Here is a 15,500-nt window from a genome sequence, read left to right as displayed (position 1 = left end):
TCCGTGGCGGGGGTCACACGGCTTCGGCGCGGGAGCGGGGAATGTGCGCGTCCGGGCAGATCGTTGTGCACACGCGTGCACTCGATGCGCGTGCACATACCGTTCGGTCTACGCACTCGGGTGCCACCACCCCCGGCACCCGACCTACTCACGAGGAGCCCCCCACGTGACCGTCACCACGCCCTCCGCCTCCCGCGCGGCCGAGATCCTCTCCCGTCCCATCGCCCTGAACGGGCTCACGGTCCCCAACCGGATCGTGATGGCGCCGATGACCCGCCAGTTCAGCCCCGGCGGCGTTCCCGGCGAGGACGTGGTCTCGTACTACTCCCGCCGGGCCGCCGCGGGTGTCGGTCTGATCGTCACCGAGGGGACGTACGTCGGCCACGACTCGGCCGGGGGCAGCAGCCGCGTCCCGCGGTTCCACGGCGAGGAGCAGCTGGCGGGCTGGGCGAAGGTCGCCGAGGGGGTGCACGCGGCCGGCGGCACGATCGTCCCGCAGCTGTGGCACATCGGCATGGTCCGCAAGCAGGGCCAGGCGCCCTACGCGGACGCCCCCGCCGTCGGCCCCTCCGGCATCCGCCTGGACGGCACCGAGGGCGAGGGCCGGGCGATGACCTCCCAGGACCTGGACGACGTCATCCGCGCGTTCGCCGAGGCCGCGGCCGCCGCCGAGCGCATCGGCTTCGACGGCGTCGAGCTGCACGGCGCCCACGGCTACCTGCTCGACCAGTTCCTGTGGGCCGGCACCAACCGCCGCACCGACGCCTACGGCGGCGACCCGGTCGCCCGCACCCGGTTCGCGGCGGAGATCGTGGCCGCCGTACGCGACTCGGTCTCCCCGGAGTTCCCGATCGTCTTCCGCTACTCGCAGTGGAAGTCCGACAACTACGACGCCCGCCTCGCCGAGACCCCCGAGGAGCTGGAGGCGATCCTCACCCCGCTGGCCGCCGCCGGCGTCGACGTCTTCCACGCCTCCACCCGCCGCTACTGGCTCCCCGAGTTCGACGGCTCCGACCTGAACCTGGCCGGCTGGACCAAGAAGCTCACCGGCCGGCCCACCATCACCGTCGGCTCGGTCGGTCTCGACGGCGACTTCATCAGGGCCTTCGCGGGCGAGGGCTCCGCGACCAGGGGCATCGAGGACCTCCTCGACAGCCTGGAGCGCGACGAGTACGACATGGTCGCCGTCGGCCGTGCCCTGCTCCAGGACCCCGAGTGGGCGGCGAAGGTCCTCGCCGGCCGCACGGACGAGCTCGCGTCGTACGACGCGGCGGCGCTCAAGACCCTGAGCTGACCCCGCCGTTCGCCCTCGGGTCAGCCGGCGATCCGGCCGAAGAACCCGAGGGCGAACGCGTACGCCACCACGAGCAGGAGCGCGGGGCGCAGCGCACTCCGGCGCTGCTCGCCCCCGCGCACCCAGGTGTCGTACACGTAGACGAGGGCGCCGGCGATGCACCCGCCGCCGTACGCCGTCGACAGGAACCCGAACACCCTGCCCCACTCGCCGACCACGGCGACCGCGGCGAGCGCATGGCCCGCGGCCGCCGCGGCCGCCCCGGCCCAGGTCGTCGGGTCGTCCTGCACCCGCCAGGGGGCGGCCCCGCCGCGCCCCCGGCCGGTGAGCCTCGTGAAGAGCGCGTACCCGATCGCGGGCAGGCCCGCGAGCAGCAGCAGGGTGGCCCACATGGCGCCGGTGTCCGCGGAGACGCTCACAGCCACCCCGCGATGCTCATGACCAGGGCGACCACGCCCTGCACGAACAGGGACAGGACGCCGAAGACCAGGGCGCCCCAGCGCCCGGCGTCCGCCTCCGAGCCCTGTTCCCTCCCCCAGACCCAGCCGCCGACGGCGGCCAGGAGCGGGATGAGGGCCAGGACGACATGGCCCGTCGCGAACAGCGGGGCCACGTCGAGCGCCATCAGCACCCCGATCCCGGCCCGGACGCCCCGCGCCTCGCGGGTCTCCGGCCGGCCGAAGCGCATCGCGCCGTAGATCACCGAGTGGATGGCGGCGACGAGGGTGCAGATGACGAGTGCGTCCGAGGCCCGGTCGCCCAGGGCTGCGAGGAAGTTCCCCTCTATCAGTCCCGATACGAGGTCCCCCAGCGAGGTGTAGACCTCGAACCCGAGGGTGATCAGGAGCGAGACGCGCAACTGCCTGAGCAGGCCGTTCATCGTCCTTCGCCTGTCGCGCAGGTGGTGTGTGTCGTCACGGCTGGGCTCTCCGGTCGGTGGCTGTCCGGGGCATGGGACGCCAGGAACCTGTGAGGGTGTCTCCCGGGAACGGTCACGAGATGCCCAAGGAACGGCCGGTGCGTGTTCCTGGCCCTTGACCTGGCCGAAAACCGTCGTTCCAAGTGGTGCGCATTCTATGCACGGGCCGTGCGCCGGCTGTCCGGCGGACCGGTTCCGAGCTGCCAAAACGACTCAAGTCGGGTGCGGGACCAGCCCGCCTGCCGCACGCACTTCGTTATGCGCTCGTGACGGCCGCCGAGGCCACCGGTACCGTCCCGGCATGCGGATACTCCATCTCTCGGACACCCACCTGGACCGCACCGACGCCCCCAACGCACGCGGCGTCAACGCCACCGCGTCGCTGCGGCTGATGCTCGACGAACTCCGTCATCTCCAGGGCCTCGACGCGGTCGTCGTCACCGGTGACCTCGCCGACGACGGCGCGGTGGAGGCCTATACGGCGCTGCGCACTCTGGTCGGCGCCTATGCGCAGGCCCGGAACATCCCCGTCCTGTGCACGACCGGCAACCACGACGAGCGCGGGGCGTTCGCCAAGGTGCTGGGCAGCGGGCATCTGGACGCCGACGGCACCGACCGGGCCGAGCTGGTGTTCGGCGAGCAGGAGCGCGCCGCCGTGAGCACGGTCGGCGGCTGGCGCTTCGTCACCCTGGATTCGCTGGTGCCCGGGAAGGTCCACGGCCGGCTCGGCGCGTCCCAGCTGGAGTGGCTGCGCGAGGTGCTGCGCGCCCCGGCCGGGCGAGGCACGGTCCTCGCCCTCCACCACCCGCCCCTCGCCCTCGGCATGTCGCTGACCCAGCAGGCGTTCGGGCTGCGCGATCCGGGCGACCTGGCGGCGGTGATCCGGGGGAGCGACGTACGGGTGATCCTCACCGGCCACTACCACCTCCAGCTCTGCGGGATGCTGGAGTCGGTGCCGGTGTGGGTGACGCCGGGGGTGGTCAACCGGATCGACCTGGCCGTGGCGCCCGGCGGTGAGCGGGCGGTGCGCGGGGCGTCGGCGTCACTGGTGGAGCTGGGCGGGCCCGCGAGCCCGATGTTCCACACCTTCCATGCGCGGGATCCGCGGGCCCATGAGACGGTGTACGAGATCGACGAGGCGGAGGTCAGGGCGTTCGTGGCCCGGCACGGCTGACGTGGATGACCTTGATTCACTCCAACGGGTGAGGGGTGTTCGGCACTAGTGCGAAGTGCCGGACGTTTCATCAGTGACCGGCCGTGAAGTGGCAGCACCCAGCCGTCGAAAGCGAGCGATCATGACCACGAGCGAGTCCCCCGAGCCCCGCGAACCGGCTTCCACCGCCGAGGGCCCCGTCGTGCGCACCGCCGCCGGTGCCGTGCGCGGCCTGCGGGAGGACGGCCTGGCGGTCTTCCGGGGGATACCGTTCGCCGAACCCCCGGTGGGAGCGGCCAGGTTCGCCGCGCCACGACCGGCGCGGGCGTGGGAGGGGACGCGTCAGGCGTACGCCTTCGGCCCGCCGCCCCCGCAGGACCTGGGCATCCAGGGGCGCACGGGTGTCCTGGAGGCCCCCGAGGGCGACGACTGGCTGACGGTGAACGTGTGGACACCCGCCCCGGACCCGGCCGCCCGGCGCCCGGTGATGGTGTGGATCTACGGCGGCGCCTACAAACTGGGCCACTCCGGCAGCCCGGGCTACGACGCCCGGCGCATCGCCCGCGACGGCGACGTGGTCGTGGTCTCCCTCAACTACCGCGTCGGCATGGAGGGTTTCGCCCAGATCGAGGGGGCGCCCGCCAACCGGGGCCTGCTGGACCAGGTGGCGGCGCTGGAGTGGGTGCGGGAGAACATCACGGCGTTCGGCGGCGACCCCGGCCGGGTCACGGTCTTCGGCGAGTCGGCGGGCGCCGGATCGGTGGCTTCCCTGCTGGCGATGCCGAGGGCGCGCGGGCTGTTCCGGCGGGCGATCGCGCAGAGCGTCCCGGGCACCTTCTTCTCCCCCGACCTGGCCGAGGACATCGGCAGGGCCCTCGCCGCCGAGGCCGGTCTGCGCCCCACGGCGGCCGACCTGGCGACGACCGATCCGCGCCGGCTGACGGAGGCCGGGCAGGCGCTCGGCGCCAAGATGCCCCAGTACGTGGACCGCTGGGGCCAGATCGCGCCGACGGTCACCCCCTTCTCCCCGGTGGTCGACGGCGAGGTGCTCCCCACCACCCCCTGGCAGGCGCTGGCATCCGGCTCCGCCCGCGACGTGGACCTCCTCGTCGGCCACAACCGCGACGAGTTCCGCCTGTTCCTGGTCATGAGCGGGATGTACGGCAAGATCACGGAGGAGCAGGCGACCGGCGCCCTGCGCCTGTTCGCACCGGGCGGCGCGGCGGGCGAGCACGCCTACCGCGCGGCCCACCCCGACGCCTCGCCGAGCGACCTGTACGAACGGGTGCAGACCGACTGGCTGTTCGCCATACCGTCCCTGCGGCTGGCGGAGGCGCAGACCGCGGGCGGCGGCCGGGCCCACCTCTACGAACTGACCTGGGGCGCCCCGGGCAACGGCGGGCTCCTCGGCGCCTGCCACGGCCTGGACATCCCGCTCCTGTTCGGCACCTTCGAGGCGGACCTCGCCAACCTCCTCTGGGCGGGCACCGGAGTCACCTCCGAGGCCGAGGCCCTCTCCGCCCGCTTCCGCACCGCGTGGACGTCCTTCGCGGCGACCGGCGACCCGGGCTGGCCGGCCTACGACACCGAGGCCCGCGCCACCCAGGTCCTGGACGCGGTGCCGACGGTGACGGCGTATCCGGAGGAGACGGCCCGCCGGCTCTGGGAGGGGTACGACTTCAGCCCGTCACCGCTGCTCGGCTGACGGCCCGGGGCCGGGGGCCGGCGGAGAGGGGCCCCGGATCACCGATGCCGCGCGCTACTGTTCCCCGCGTGACAGGCGGCGAGGGCATATCCACGGCAAAGCCGGACGGACGGGTCGAGCGAGGGAACCGGACACGGCGCCTGGTGCTGGACCGGACCGTCGCGATTGCGTCCGTGGAGGGGCTGGAGGCCCTGTCCGTCGGGCGGCTGGCCGCGGAGCTGGGGCTCAGCAAGAGCGGGGTGTTCGCGCTCTTCGGGTCCAAGGAGGAGATGCAGCTCGCCACCGTGCGCGAGGCGGGACGCGTCTTCGCCGAGCGGGTGATGCGTCCGCTGGCGGCGGACCCCGCGGGGGTCCTGCGGGTCTGGCGGCTGTGCGAGGCATGGCTTGAGTACTCGCGCGGGCGGGTCTTCCCGGGCGGCTGCTTCTTCTACGAGGTCATCGCCGAGTTCGACGCCCGCTCGGGGCCGGTGCACGACGCCGTGGTCCGGGCCCAGCAGGACTGGTCGGCCTGCGTGGAGCGTACCGTCGCCGAGGCGCGTGAGGCGGGTGAGCTGCGGGCCGACGTCGACGTGCCCCAACTTGCCTTCGAGCTGATCGCGTTGATGGAGGCGGCCAACGGGGTCGCGGTGCTGCGCGGCGAGGAGACCGCCTACCGGCGGGCCCGCGTCGGGATAGCGGCACGGCTGCGGGCGGTTGCGGCGGATCCGCTGCGGGTGCCGCAAGTCTCCTGAACCGACGGCGAATTGACGGGAGCGGGTGGCGCGAAAACAACTAGCACGATCGTTCGCACAGTTTTAGGGTCGCTGCCATGACTGTCACCGGAGCGGACATCGTCGGGCTGGACCGGATCGCCGTGCGTGAGGCGGTGCGGGTGGTGGATCTGGCGGGCGGAGCGGACTGGGAGCGGGACACCCCCTGTGCGGGGTGGACGTTGCGCCGGCTGGTGGCGCACATGGCGGCCCAGCACCACGGCTTCGCGGCCGCCGCACGGGGTGCCGGGGAGGACGAAGCCCGGTGGCGGGAGCCGCGGGACATGGGCGAGCCGTCGCGGGTGCACCGGGAGGCCGCCGCGGAGGCGCTCGGCGCGTTCGGCGAACCGGGGGCCGGCGAGCGGGAGTTCGCACTGCCGGAGCTCGGCGGGAGCTTTCCCGGACGGCTGGCGATCAGCTTCCACTTCGTCGACTACGTGGTGCACGCCTGGGACGTGGCAGCCACCCTCGGCGCGGCGGTGGAACTGCCGGACGACGTGCTCGGCGCGGCGCTCGCCGTCGCGCGCCTCGTGCCGGCCGACCCGGCGCGGCGGGGGCCGGGGTTCGCCTTCGCGCCCGCTGGGGAGGTTCCGGCGGGCGCCGGGCCGCTGGAGGAGACGTTGCGGCTGCTGGGGAGGGAACCGGAGCGCTGGCCGGTGCGCGGGTGAGGGCCGCGGCCACGGCTTGTGCGCCCGTGCGCTTGTGCGGGACGAGCGGACCGTCGCGGTCCCCCCGCCCCGCACAAGCGCCACCGGAGGGGCTCCCGGCGGTCAGCTGCCGACGAGCATCTGCCAGGTCTGCGGTCCCACCTGGCCGTCCACCCCCAGGGCGTGCGCGGACTGGAAGGCGCGGGCGGCGCTGTCGGTGCCCGAGCCGAAGTTGCCGTCGACAGTGAGGCCGTAGCCGAACTTGTTCAGTTCCACCTGGGCGGCCCGGACGTCGTCGCCGCTGGAGCCCTGCTGGACCTGGACGATCAGTGCGGACCAGGTCTGCGGGCCTATCTGGCCGTCGACGCCGAGGCCGTGGGCGGACTGGAAGCTCTTGGTCGCGGCGAGGGTGGCCGATCCGAACTGGCCGTCGGCGGTGATCGAGGCACCGTGGTAGCGCAGGAGGTACTGCGCGGCCAGCACGTTGTTCCCGGTGTCGCCGTCGATGACGTTCGGCCAGGGCGGCGCGACGGTGCCGCCGCCCGAGGCGCCGCTCCCGGTACCCACGAGCATCTGCCAGGTCTGCGGCCCCACCTGCCCGTCCACGCCCAGGCCGTGCGCGGACTGGAAGGCGCGGGCGGCGCTGTCGGTGCCCGAGCCGAAGTTGCCGTCGACAGTGAGGCCGTAGCCGAACCGGTTCAGCTCCACCTGGGCGGCCCGGACGTCGTCGCCGCTGGAACCCTGCTGGACCTGGACGATCAGTGCGGACCAGGTCTGCGGGCCGATCTGGCCGTCGACGCCGAGGCCGTGGGCGGACTGGAAGCTCTTGGTCGCGGCGAGGGTGGCCGATCCGAACTGGCCGTCGGCGGTGATCGAGGCGCCGTGGTAGCGCAGGAGGTACTGCGCCGCCTGCACGCTGGGGCCCGTCATGCCGTCGGTGATGTTCGGCCAGGACGGCAGGATGACACCGCCACCGCCGCCGCCCGTGCCGCCCCACTGCCCGAAGTCGGCGGCCATCGCCTGGTCGAGGTCCGCGTCGTGCCCGGCGACCGTGATGCCGTTCTGGACCTGCCGCAACTGCGCGCGGCTGTCCCAGTTCCCGCCGGACCACGCGTACGTCTGCCAGCCCCAGGCTATCTTCCCGTTGTTGAAGAGCTCCTGGATCACGTGGTAGCCGCCGTACGCACCGGTCCGGGACCGGCCGATCACCGAGGCGACGCCGTCGAAGTAGGAGTTGAGCGCGGAGTACATCGAGGACTGAAGGTCGAAGTCGACGCTGAAGTAGATCGGCCGCGACGACGGCATCCCGTTGGCCAGCGCCTGCCGCTGCGCCTCGGTGGCATGCCCGGCCCCCTGGGAGTAGGGGTCGGAGGGGACGCTGCTCTGCCAGGACTGCAGTCCGTCGGACTCCCAGTTGGAGACGATGCCCAGACCCGCGGCGGTCAGCGCCTGGGCCTCGGACAGGGTGAGGACCTTCGAGTTCGGCAGCCAGCTGAGGTAACGGCACGCGAAGCCGTAGCCCGCCGCGGCGACCGAGGCGGCGGTGAGCGACGCGTCGGAGTAGTCGATCCCGTAGCCGGTCGCCGAGGACGCCGCGGCAGCCGACGGGGCGATTCCGATGCCGGCCGCGGTGGCCACCGCGGCGCCGCCGGCGAGCGTCAGCAGCCTGCGGCGGGACATCCGACGGCTCTCGTCAGGCAGGTTCATGACATATTCCAATCCTTGGCATCTGGTTGCGGTGAGCAAGGCGGGAGCCGCTGGAGGACGAAGCGGCGCTGCAGGCGATCTTTGGGTCCCGGTCCGGCCCGTGTCCACGGCGAGTCGGGAGATGGCGGGATCGCGGGACGGCACCGGCACCGACCTGCCGGGATCCGCGGCGGCGTGACGGACGGACGGGACAGTTCCGGCGCGGCCGCCGGCCCGGGGCCCGGCACGTACGGCACCGCGGATGGCCGGGGGAGAGGCTACCGGCTGGGCCCTCCGGCCCGGGCGTGCTGCAGCTTGCGGGTGAAGCGGTGCATGTGGGGGTCGAGCAGCTCGGCCGGCTCGTCGAGCACCTGCTCGTCGGTCAGCCACCGGATCGCGTCGAACTCGTCCCGGTCGTAGGAGGTGATGGTGTCGGCGCCGGCGGTGAGGAGGTACCAGAGCGAGACGTCGGTGTGGGTGCCCGGCCCCCGCGTTTCGGTGACGGTCAGGAAGAGGGGGAGTTCGCCGGTGACCGACGATGCCGTGGCCTCGATGCCCAGCTCCTCACGGCATTCGCGGACCACCGCGGCCCACGGGTCCTCACCCGGCTCGACGTGTCCGCCGGGCGGCAGCCACAGGCCCGCCTTGCGGTGCGCGACGAGCAGCAGTTGCCCGCGTGTGTCGTCGAGGACGACGAAGTAGCTCACCAAGTGCGTCGCGGGAACGTCCGGCTTGCGCACCCGGTGGAGCGGGGCTCCGCTGGAGATCCACCGCGCGGCGGTCCTCAGGTGGGTGCGCTCCAGGCCGTCCCAGGGTTCGATGGCGGCGACCAGTTCCAGAAGGCGGGCACGGGGCTGATCGCCGTTGTCGGTCGGCAGGCGGCCGGTCGAGGTCATCCCCGCATCCTGTCAGGGGGCACTGACAGGTGCCGGTCCGTCCGTTCGGGCGGGTGCGTCACTCCGGCGGCGCCGCGGTGATCCGCTTCTCGAACCAGTGGTGGGCGTAGGGCTCGTCGTTGAAGGCGGCGACCTCCTGGAAGCCGAAGGAGTGGTAGAGGCTGATCGCGGCGCTGAGCGTCTTGTTGGTGTCCAGACGCAGGGTGTCGTGGCCGTGCCGGGCCGCCCGCGTCTCCAGCTCGGTCAGGAACCGGCGGGCGAGGCCGAGCCGGCGGGCCTGGGGGGCGACCCACATGCGCTTGATCTCCGCCGGAGCGCCGGTCGGCAGCTTCACCCCCGCACAGCCGACGGGTTCGCCGTGCAGCCGGGCGACCAGGAACAGGCCGCGCGGCGGCCGGAGTTCGCCCGCGTCGGGCAGCAGGCTGCGCGCGGGATCGAAGCCGGTGTCGAAGCGCTCCTGCAGTTCGGCGAAGTAGGCCAGCAGGCAGTGCCGGGCGTCGGGATGGCCGGGGTCGACGACGTCCAGGGTGACCGTCCCGGCGGTCAGCAGCCGGTCGACCTCGGCCATGGCCGCGACCAGCCGGGCGCGCTGTGCGGCGTTGAGCGGCTGGAGCATGGAACCGGCCAGGTCGTCGCTGCGCTCGTCGAGCAGGGCGCGCTCCGCCCGGCCCTTCTCCGTCAGCCGCACGGTACGCACCCGCCGGTCCTGCGGGTGCGGCTCCACCGCCACCAGCCCGGCGGCCTCCAGGGAGCGCAGCAGCCGGCTGACGTACCCGGAGTCGAGCCCGAGCCGTTCCCGCAGGTGCCGGACGTCCTGGCCCTGCTCGCCGATCTCCCAGAGCAGCCGGGCCTCGCCGATCGGCCGGTCGCGGCCCAGGTAGCGGTCGTGGAGCACGCCCACGCGTTCGGTGACGGTGCGGTTGAACCGTCGTACCTGTTCGATCTGCGCCGCATCCATTCTCTGACTTTAGTCAGAGAATCTGGCGTGCGCCAGCAGTCGCTACAGGTTGCCGAGCGGCTCGATGTCCACCTGCACCGGCGTGCCCCACACCCGGAGCACCTCGTAGTCGGTGAACTCGTGCACCAGCCGGTAGGCCATGGCGGGCCGGGACCCGCGCCGCTGGGCGGCGAGGTACAGCTCGGCCTCCTGCCGGTCGCGCCGGGGGGTGCCGCACAGCTCCCACTCCCGGCCGTTCCACGCCTCCGGCAGCCAGCGCTGCTGGGGCTGCGGGCGGTCGCCCCGCACCCCGTACCGGGACATGGACGCGCTGACGGCCTCGCCCGGCACCGGCCGGGGCCCGCCGCCGTACTCCGACCGCCGCGCGGCCCGCCGCCGCGTCTCGCACAGCAGGCACAGATCGGGTGCGCTCTCGTCCACGGGCCCCTGCGGATGCTCGGCACACCGGGTGGTCGGCGCGGCACCGCTGACGCTCTCCTCCAGCAGATCCAGAGCGCGCCGCAGATCGTCCTTGACCTCGTGCAACTTGCCGTCGGTGGTGTCCCCGGTCAGGGCCTCCCCGTGCTCGCCGAGGAGACGAAGGGCCCGGCCCAGGGCGGTGAGCTGGGAGTGGTTCATGAGGACCAGGGTTGCACAGGGGGCTGACAACGCGGCGGTGAGTTCAGTCGGCGTAGTCCTTCAGCGTCTCGGTGTCGAGGGTGATGCCCACCGGGGGCGGAAGTTCGACGGTCACGCCCCACGGGTGGGACGAGGACTGCTGGTAGCGGCCGTCCTTCGGTTCGCTGTGGACGACGACCGTGTTGTCGTCGCGGTCGATGAGGAGGTAGACGGGGATGACCGCCTCGGCGTAACCGACGGGCTTGTCGATGCGGTCGCGCTTGTTGGTGTCGCGGTCGTGGGAGGTGATTTCCACCGCCATGAGGGAGCCGTCGGGGTCTGACCATTCGCCGTCGCCCCTGAATCGGCCGACAGGTGCGAGTGTCCCGTCGGTACGAGCGCGGCCTTTTCGATAGGCCTCTGCCTTGACGCCGGACTCGGGAACGAGGTTCAGATCGGGCCGCTGGAGTAGGCATTGCCGCAGCAGCCACATGAAGATCTCGCGGTGGTTGCCGTCCGGCATTGCCTTGACCTCTAGTTTTCCGTTGATGTACTCAAGCCGGACCGTCTCCGGAGCCCGGCTCTCCAGTTCCTCGAAGTCCTCGACGCTGAGCGGGTCCTTCGTGCGGACCCGACCGTCGACGAATTCGAGCCGCACGTGTTCGGGAGCCGCGGCAGCAAGGTCTTCGAAGTCCTCGACAGGCATCTGCGGGCGTTCAGCGGTACCAGGGGTCATGGCGTTGCCTCCTTCCCTCCATCGTGCCCGGGGTGGCGTCGGCGGACCGTAGGAGCCGTCATGCGGGTGTCCTCTCTCGTCGTTGATTCATCGCGCCACGGATCTTGGCTACGCGGGACTGGACCTCGGAAGGCGACAGGGGCGTGTGGGGGCTGCTGGGGGCGCGTTCGCCCCGGCATGCGCTGCAGATGCCGCCCGGCAGGGCCTCCGGACGGCCCGGTGTCCCGCACTTCGCGCACTCCAGGATCCGCAGCGGCGGCCGGGCGGGCGGCCGTACCGGCTCGGGCGGGATCTTGTCGGTGAGGCGTTTGCGGAGCAGGGCGGCCGGGTGGTGGACGGGAGAGGGGAGACCGCTGGTGAGGGCCTGGAATGCGTACTCGTCGGTGGCGTCGCGGGCGAACCACTCCGTGAGCAGCGGGGCGAGCGCGACGCAGTCGGCCTGGGAGAGGGAGAGGGCCGGGGCGGTACGGCCGAGGGCGGCGAGGAGGATGTGGGCCCGGCTGCGAGTGGGGGCGGCGGGGCGGGCCCGGTCGGGAGGCTGCTCCGGCTCCGGCTCCGCTACGGCGCCTCGCGTGAACGCGGCCCACCAGTCATCGTCGCGTGCGGTACGGGAGAACCACGATCGGGTGATCCAGCGTCGGCTCCCCGAGTCGGCCAGATGTTCCCGTCCCCGCCTCAAGTGCCCGGCCCGCTGGAGGTTGTTGAGAGCAGTCCGGAGGGCGCACTGGCCGTACGGAAGCTGCTTGGCCAGCGTCTTCACGGAGATGTCGGCGCCGTTGGGGAGCCGGTCGACGTACGCGGCGATGGCGGCTTCGCGGGGTGGGAGGTGGGCGAAGTCGTGCGCGGTACGGCGTTGTTGGCCGGGCGCGGACCGCTTTCCGTACCCCGGGTTTGCCATGGGGTGCGGGGTGGCGTGCGTGGGCGAGGGGGCAGCACTAAGCTGGCTGTCAGCCATGGGGATCGCTGATTCCGATCTCTTTGGTCAAGCCCCCGCAGGTGTTGGTAGCGCCTGACGGGGGCTGTTTCGTTCGGTATGCGGGCACGCTAGACGATCGTGACTGTGCGTGGCAAGTCGAACGCGTGCCGTCAACTCGCGGGGTGGGAGGGTGGGTTGAGGCCCTCCACCCGTTCCTTGAAAAGAGGGCTCGGGGCTGGGCGCTTGAGCCTCGGGGGGCGGTTCAGGACGGCTGGGGGGCTCCGGAGATGAGTGTGTAGAGCTCCACGATGACGCCGTCCTTGCAGTGGGCGCTGTCCATGCCGGTCGCGACGTGTGGTTCGCCGGCCGGGCCGTACACCCAGCCGAGGTGGCCGAGGTCGTCGGTGACGGAGACGGGACCCTCGGGCCGGAAGACCCAGCCCGGCTGCTCCGCGTGCAGCTCCGCGGCGCGCACGGCGAGAGCCTCGCGGCCGCGGACGACGCGGTCGGGCTCGTGCCACACCACGTCCTCGGCGTACGTCTCGGCGATGGCCGCGTTGCGGCGCCCGGCGTCCGGTTCGTTGAAGACGTCGAGCAGGTTACGGCGCATCAGGTCGGCGACGGTGCTGGTCATGGGCGGCCCTTCGGGTCGGGGAGGTCACTTCTTGACACTCTCCACGAAGGCCGACCAGGCAGCCGACCGAAACACGAGCTTCGGGCCGAGGGGATTTTTCGAGTCGCGGACGGGGATGAGGGTGGGGAAGGCGTGGGTGACTTCGAGGCAGTCATCGCCGCCCCCGGCGCTGTAGCTCGACTTGTGCCATATGGCCGTGCTCAGGTCGTCGTCAGGGATGTTCCGCATGGGCGTAATCCTCCGCCAACGCCTCGACCAGGGCCAGGGACTTCTCGCGCGAGAGTGCCGAGGCAACGAGGAGATCAAACACAAACCTCAGTTGAGTGACGGTGGCCGGGGCGTCCTCCAAGCGTCCGGTGTGTGCTCCCTCGAAGTAGACGAGCGGAGGGGCATCCTCGAACTCCATCAGCTTGAGAGCACCTCCCATCGCCGAATGCGCACCCGCACTGAACGGCAGCACCTGCACGATGGCCCGGCTCCGTCGCGCCAACTCGGTGATGTGCTGCAACGCCTCCGCCATAACCGCTCGGCCGCCGGTCTCCCGGCGTAATGCCGCCTCGTCAAGTACCACCCACAACAACGGCTTTGTTGGATGGTCCAGGAGGCGGGCCCTCGTCATCCGGCCTTCCACCCATTCTTCGATGGTCCCGTCTGGGATCGTCGGGTCGTGTGCACGGTTAACGGCTCGTGCGTACGCGGGCGTCTGGAGCAGCCCTGGGATCAGTAGCGGTGTGTACTGCCTGATCGCCGTGGCTTGAGCCTCGGACTCGGCGACCTCCGCGAAGTGCTCCGGGTACTCGGACTTGGCCGCTGCCTTGCAGTTCCGCGTGAAGAAGCCTCCTGTGTCGAGGACCTCATCCAGCATGCGCGCATGATCCGGCTGCATCCGCCGCGTCCCCGCCTCCAACTGCCCGATGAACGACCCGCTGACGAACACCAGCTGACCCAATTCGGCCTGGCTCAACCCTTTCCGCTCCCGCGCATGCCGCAACTCCGCCCCCAGCAGGGCGCGCGGAGACGAGGACGGGTCCAGGTCTTTCGGTCCTGCCATGTGCACGCCCCTGTCCAACAGCCGACGTTGTTGGGATGCCGTATCTAGCCAGGCTAGAGGCGTGACGGACACGCTGTGTGGCGAACCGAAAACTCAGCGTGGAGGTAGGGAATGGTGCTGCGACCCACCGAAGAAGTCGTGGAGACGCTGCGGTTGGCCCTGCGGGGCGCCGGTGTCGTGCTGCCGTCGCTGTGTGTCGACCCGGTGACCGGCGCGAGCGACGAGCCGTTCGCCCTGGTGGAGCTGGGGCGGTGCAACGTGCGGGTCGCGGAGCGGCTGGCGTCGGTGGTGCGGGGGGAACGGCCGCCGTTCGGGACGTACGTGACGGATGTGCGGGACGGGCGGATCGGCGAGGTCAGGGGGCATGTCGGCGGTGTCGTGCAGGTGCGGCCCGTCGTCGGAGGCAAGGAGTGGGACTGCCCGCCCGAGTCGCTGGAGCCGGCGCCGCCCGAGGAGGTGCTGCGGGCGCAGGTGCGGCGGGTCAACGGGGCGCGGCGGTTGCCCTGTTGACGTATGGGATGCCCGGCGCGAGCGCCGCCGCGAGAGTAAGCCCGCTCTGTAGTGTCGTAGTCATGAGCGTTGAGGCGGCGACCGCGCGGGGGCAGGGTGTCGGGGGTGCTCTGACCGAGCGCGAGCTGGCCCGTCCCTGGGAAGGGGTTCTGATCGCGCCGGCGCACGGGAGCGAGGTCGGCGTGCTGGTCCTGTCGGGGTCCAGTGGGCGCGTCGAGCGTGAGCGGGCGCGCATCCTCGCCCAGCAGGGCTTCGCGGCTTTGGCGATCCGCTGGTTCGGTGGGCCCGGGCAGCCGCCGGGGATCTGCGAGGTTCCCCTGGAGACCTTCACCGCCGCCGTCGACCTCCTCCGGCAGGGCGGAGCGCGACGCATCGGGATTCTCGGCTTCTCCAAGGGGGCTGAGGCCGCTCTGCTCACGGCCGTGCGTGACACGCGTGTGGACGTGGCCATCGCGCTGTCGCCCACCTCGCGGGTCTGGTGCAATGTCGGCCCGGGCCGCGACGGAGCGCAGCACCCGTATCGCTCGTCGTGGACCTGGCGGGACCGCCCGCTGCCGTTCGTCCCGATGGACGATTCCTGGGTTCCCGCGGAGCCGGACGGCGGTCCGGTCGCCATCCGGGGATGGTACGAACTGAGCGAGCGGACCTTCGCCCACTCGCTTGCACCGACGGAGATCCCCGTGGACACGGCCAGAGCGGATCTCCTCCTGGTGGCGGGCGGCGATGATGCGATGTGGCCGTCGCTCCCCTTCGCCGAGCAGCTGGCGCAACGCCGACGGTCGGCCGGGGCGGCCGTGCGTCTGATCGCCCGCGACGACGCCGGCCACCGGCAACGCCTTCCCGGTGAGAGCCCCGCGACGGCGTCCCCGCGGTTCAGGTACGGAGGCACTCCCGAAGCGGACGCGCTCCTCGGCAGGGCCGCCTGGCCGCACATCCTCGACGCGCTCGGCGCCGGAGGAGCCGCTGCCGGCGACCGCTGAAACTGGCCAACTTCTGTGTGCCGGCTGTCTCCTGACCAGGTGGTGTCAACAATCCTGGCGGCAACTCAT

General features: G+C 72.1%; 18 protein-coding genes. 7 read left to right on the top strand and 11 right to left on the bottom strand.

Annotation, left to right across the window (positions count from 1 at the left end; all coding sequences use genetic code 11):
* Window positions 1-166: 166 nt before the first annotated feature.
* A complete protein-coding gene (locus ACFZB3_RS19000) occupies window positions 167-1,294 on the top strand; it encodes an NADH:flavin oxidoreductase (protein ID WP_391376772.1) in 1,128 nt (375 codons plus the stop codon).
* Window positions 1,295-1,314: 20 nt separating this feature from the next.
* Here ACFZB3_RS19000 and ACFZB3_RS18995 read toward each other — a convergent pair whose 3' ends face one another.
* Both ACFZB3_RS18995 and ACFZB3_RS18990 read right to left on the bottom strand, forming a co-directional pair.
* Window positions 1,315-1,719, bottom strand: a complete 405-nt coding sequence (locus tag ACFZB3_RS18995) for a hypothetical protein (RefSeq protein WP_391376771.1) — start codon at window positions 1,717-1,719, stop codon at window positions 1,315-1,317.
* On the bottom strand, window positions 1,710-2,174 hold the full coding sequence (locus ACFZB3_RS18990; protein WP_391376770.1) for a hypothetical protein: 465 nt from the start codon (window positions 2,172-2,174) through the stop codon (window positions 1,710-1,712). Before ACFZB3_RS18990 ends, ACFZB3_RS18995 begins: the two co-directional genes overlap by 10 nt.
* A gap of 340 nt (window positions 2,175-2,514) precedes the next feature.
* Here ACFZB3_RS18990 and ACFZB3_RS18985 point away from each other — a divergent pair, with 340 nt between their 5' ends.
* From ACFZB3_RS18985 to ACFZB3_RS18970, 4 genes are all read left to right on the top strand, one after another.
* Window positions 2,515-3,387 carry a metallophosphoesterase gene (locus ACFZB3_RS18985; protein WP_391376769.1) on the top strand — a complete coding sequence of 291 codons (873 nt, stop codon included), beginning with the start codon at window positions 2,515-2,517 and terminating at the stop codon, window positions 3,385-3,387.
* 121 nt (window positions 3,388-3,508) lie between these two features.
* The gene (locus ACFZB3_RS18980; protein WP_391376768.1) at window positions 3,509-5,071 is read left to right on the top strand and encodes a carboxylesterase family protein; all 1,563 of its coding nucleotides are present in this window, start codon (window positions 3,509-3,511) and stop codon (window positions 5,069-5,071) included.
* Window positions 5,072-5,157: 86 nt separating this feature from the next.
* On the top strand, window positions 5,158-5,802 hold the full coding sequence (locus ACFZB3_RS18975) for a TetR family transcriptional regulator C-terminal domain-containing protein (protein ID WP_391376955.1): 645 nt from the start codon (window positions 5,158-5,160) through the stop codon (window positions 5,800-5,802).
* A gap of 77 nt (window positions 5,803-5,879) precedes the next feature.
* A complete protein-coding gene (locus ACFZB3_RS18970) occupies window positions 5,880-6,488 on the top strand; it encodes a TIGR03086 family metal-binding protein (RefSeq protein WP_391376767.1) in 609 nt (202 codons plus the stop codon).
* 102 nt (window positions 6,489-6,590) lie between these two features.
* Here ACFZB3_RS18970 and ACFZB3_RS18965 read toward each other — a convergent pair whose 3' ends face one another.
* The 9 genes from ACFZB3_RS18965 to ACFZB3_RS18925 form a co-directional block, all read right to left on the bottom strand.
* Complete coding sequence (locus ACFZB3_RS18965) at window positions 6,591-8,174, bottom strand: peptidoglycan-binding protein (RefSeq protein ID WP_391376766.1); 1,584 nt, start codon at window positions 8,172-8,174, stop codon at window positions 6,591-6,593.
* Window positions 8,175-8,431: 257 nt separating this feature from the next.
* The gene (locus ACFZB3_RS18960) at window positions 8,432-9,049 is read right to left on the bottom strand and encodes an NUDIX domain-containing protein (protein ID WP_391376765.1); all 618 of its coding nucleotides are present in this window, start codon (window positions 9,047-9,049) and stop codon (window positions 8,432-8,434) included.
* A gap of 58 nt (window positions 9,050-9,107) precedes the next feature.
* On the bottom strand, window positions 9,108-10,007 hold the full coding sequence (locus ACFZB3_RS18955; protein ID WP_391376764.1) for a GNAT family N-acetyltransferase: 900 nt from the start codon (window positions 10,005-10,007) through the stop codon (window positions 9,108-9,110).
* Window positions 10,008-10,049: 42 nt separating this feature from the next.
* On the bottom strand, window positions 10,050-10,625 hold the full coding sequence (locus ACFZB3_RS18950; protein WP_391376763.1) for a hypothetical protein: 576 nt from the start codon (window positions 10,623-10,625) through the stop codon (window positions 10,050-10,052).
* 43 nt (window positions 10,626-10,668) lie between these two features.
* Complete coding sequence (locus ACFZB3_RS18945; RefSeq protein WP_391376762.1) at window positions 10,669-11,340, bottom strand: Uma2 family endonuclease; 672 nt, start codon at window positions 11,338-11,340, stop codon at window positions 10,669-10,671.
* Between the two features lie 58 nt (window positions 11,341-11,398).
* The gene (locus tag ACFZB3_RS18940) at window positions 11,399-12,238 is read right to left on the bottom strand and encodes a hypothetical protein (RefSeq protein WP_391376761.1); all 840 of its coding nucleotides are present in this window, start codon (window positions 12,236-12,238) and stop codon (window positions 11,399-11,401) included.
* A 280-nt stretch (window positions 12,239-12,518) separates the two neighbouring features.
* On the bottom strand, window positions 12,519-12,890 hold the full coding sequence (locus ACFZB3_RS18935; RefSeq protein WP_391376760.1) for a nuclear transport factor 2 family protein: 372 nt from the start codon (window positions 12,888-12,890) through the stop codon (window positions 12,519-12,521).
* A 24-nt stretch (window positions 12,891-12,914) separates the two neighbouring features.
* Complete coding sequence (locus ACFZB3_RS18930) at window positions 12,915-13,118, bottom strand: DUF397 domain-containing protein (RefSeq protein ID WP_391376759.1); 204 nt, start codon at window positions 13,116-13,118, stop codon at window positions 12,915-12,917.
* Window positions 13,102-13,941, bottom strand: a complete 840-nt coding sequence (locus ACFZB3_RS18925) for a Scr1 family TA system antitoxin-like transcriptional regulator (RefSeq protein WP_391376758.1) — start codon at window positions 13,939-13,941, stop codon at window positions 13,102-13,104. The genes ACFZB3_RS18930 and ACFZB3_RS18925 overlap by 17 nt, the downstream gene beginning before the upstream one ends.
* 117 nt (window positions 13,942-14,058) lie before the next feature.
* Here ACFZB3_RS18925 and ACFZB3_RS18920 point away from each other — a divergent pair, with 117 nt between their 5' ends.
* Both ACFZB3_RS18920 and ACFZB3_RS18915 read left to right on the top strand, forming a co-directional pair.
* Window positions 14,059-14,451, top strand: a complete 393-nt coding sequence (locus ACFZB3_RS18920; RefSeq protein ID WP_391376954.1) for a hypothetical protein — start codon at window positions 14,059-14,061, stop codon at window positions 14,449-14,451.
* Between the two features lie 62 nt (window positions 14,452-14,513).
* Entirely contained in the window at window positions 14,514-15,431 is a 918-nt protein-coding gene (locus tag ACFZB3_RS18915) for an acyl-CoA thioester hydrolase/BAAT C-terminal domain-containing protein (protein WP_391376757.1), read from the top strand.
* Window positions 15,432-15,500: the final 69 nt, after the last annotated feature.

It is taken from the genome of Streptomyces sp. NPDC008092, from assembly GCF_042957285.1.
GTDB lineage: Bacteria > Actinomycetota > Actinomycetes > Streptomycetales > Streptomycetaceae > Streptomyces.
This window is presented reverse-complemented; position numbering and strand designations above follow the sequence as displayed.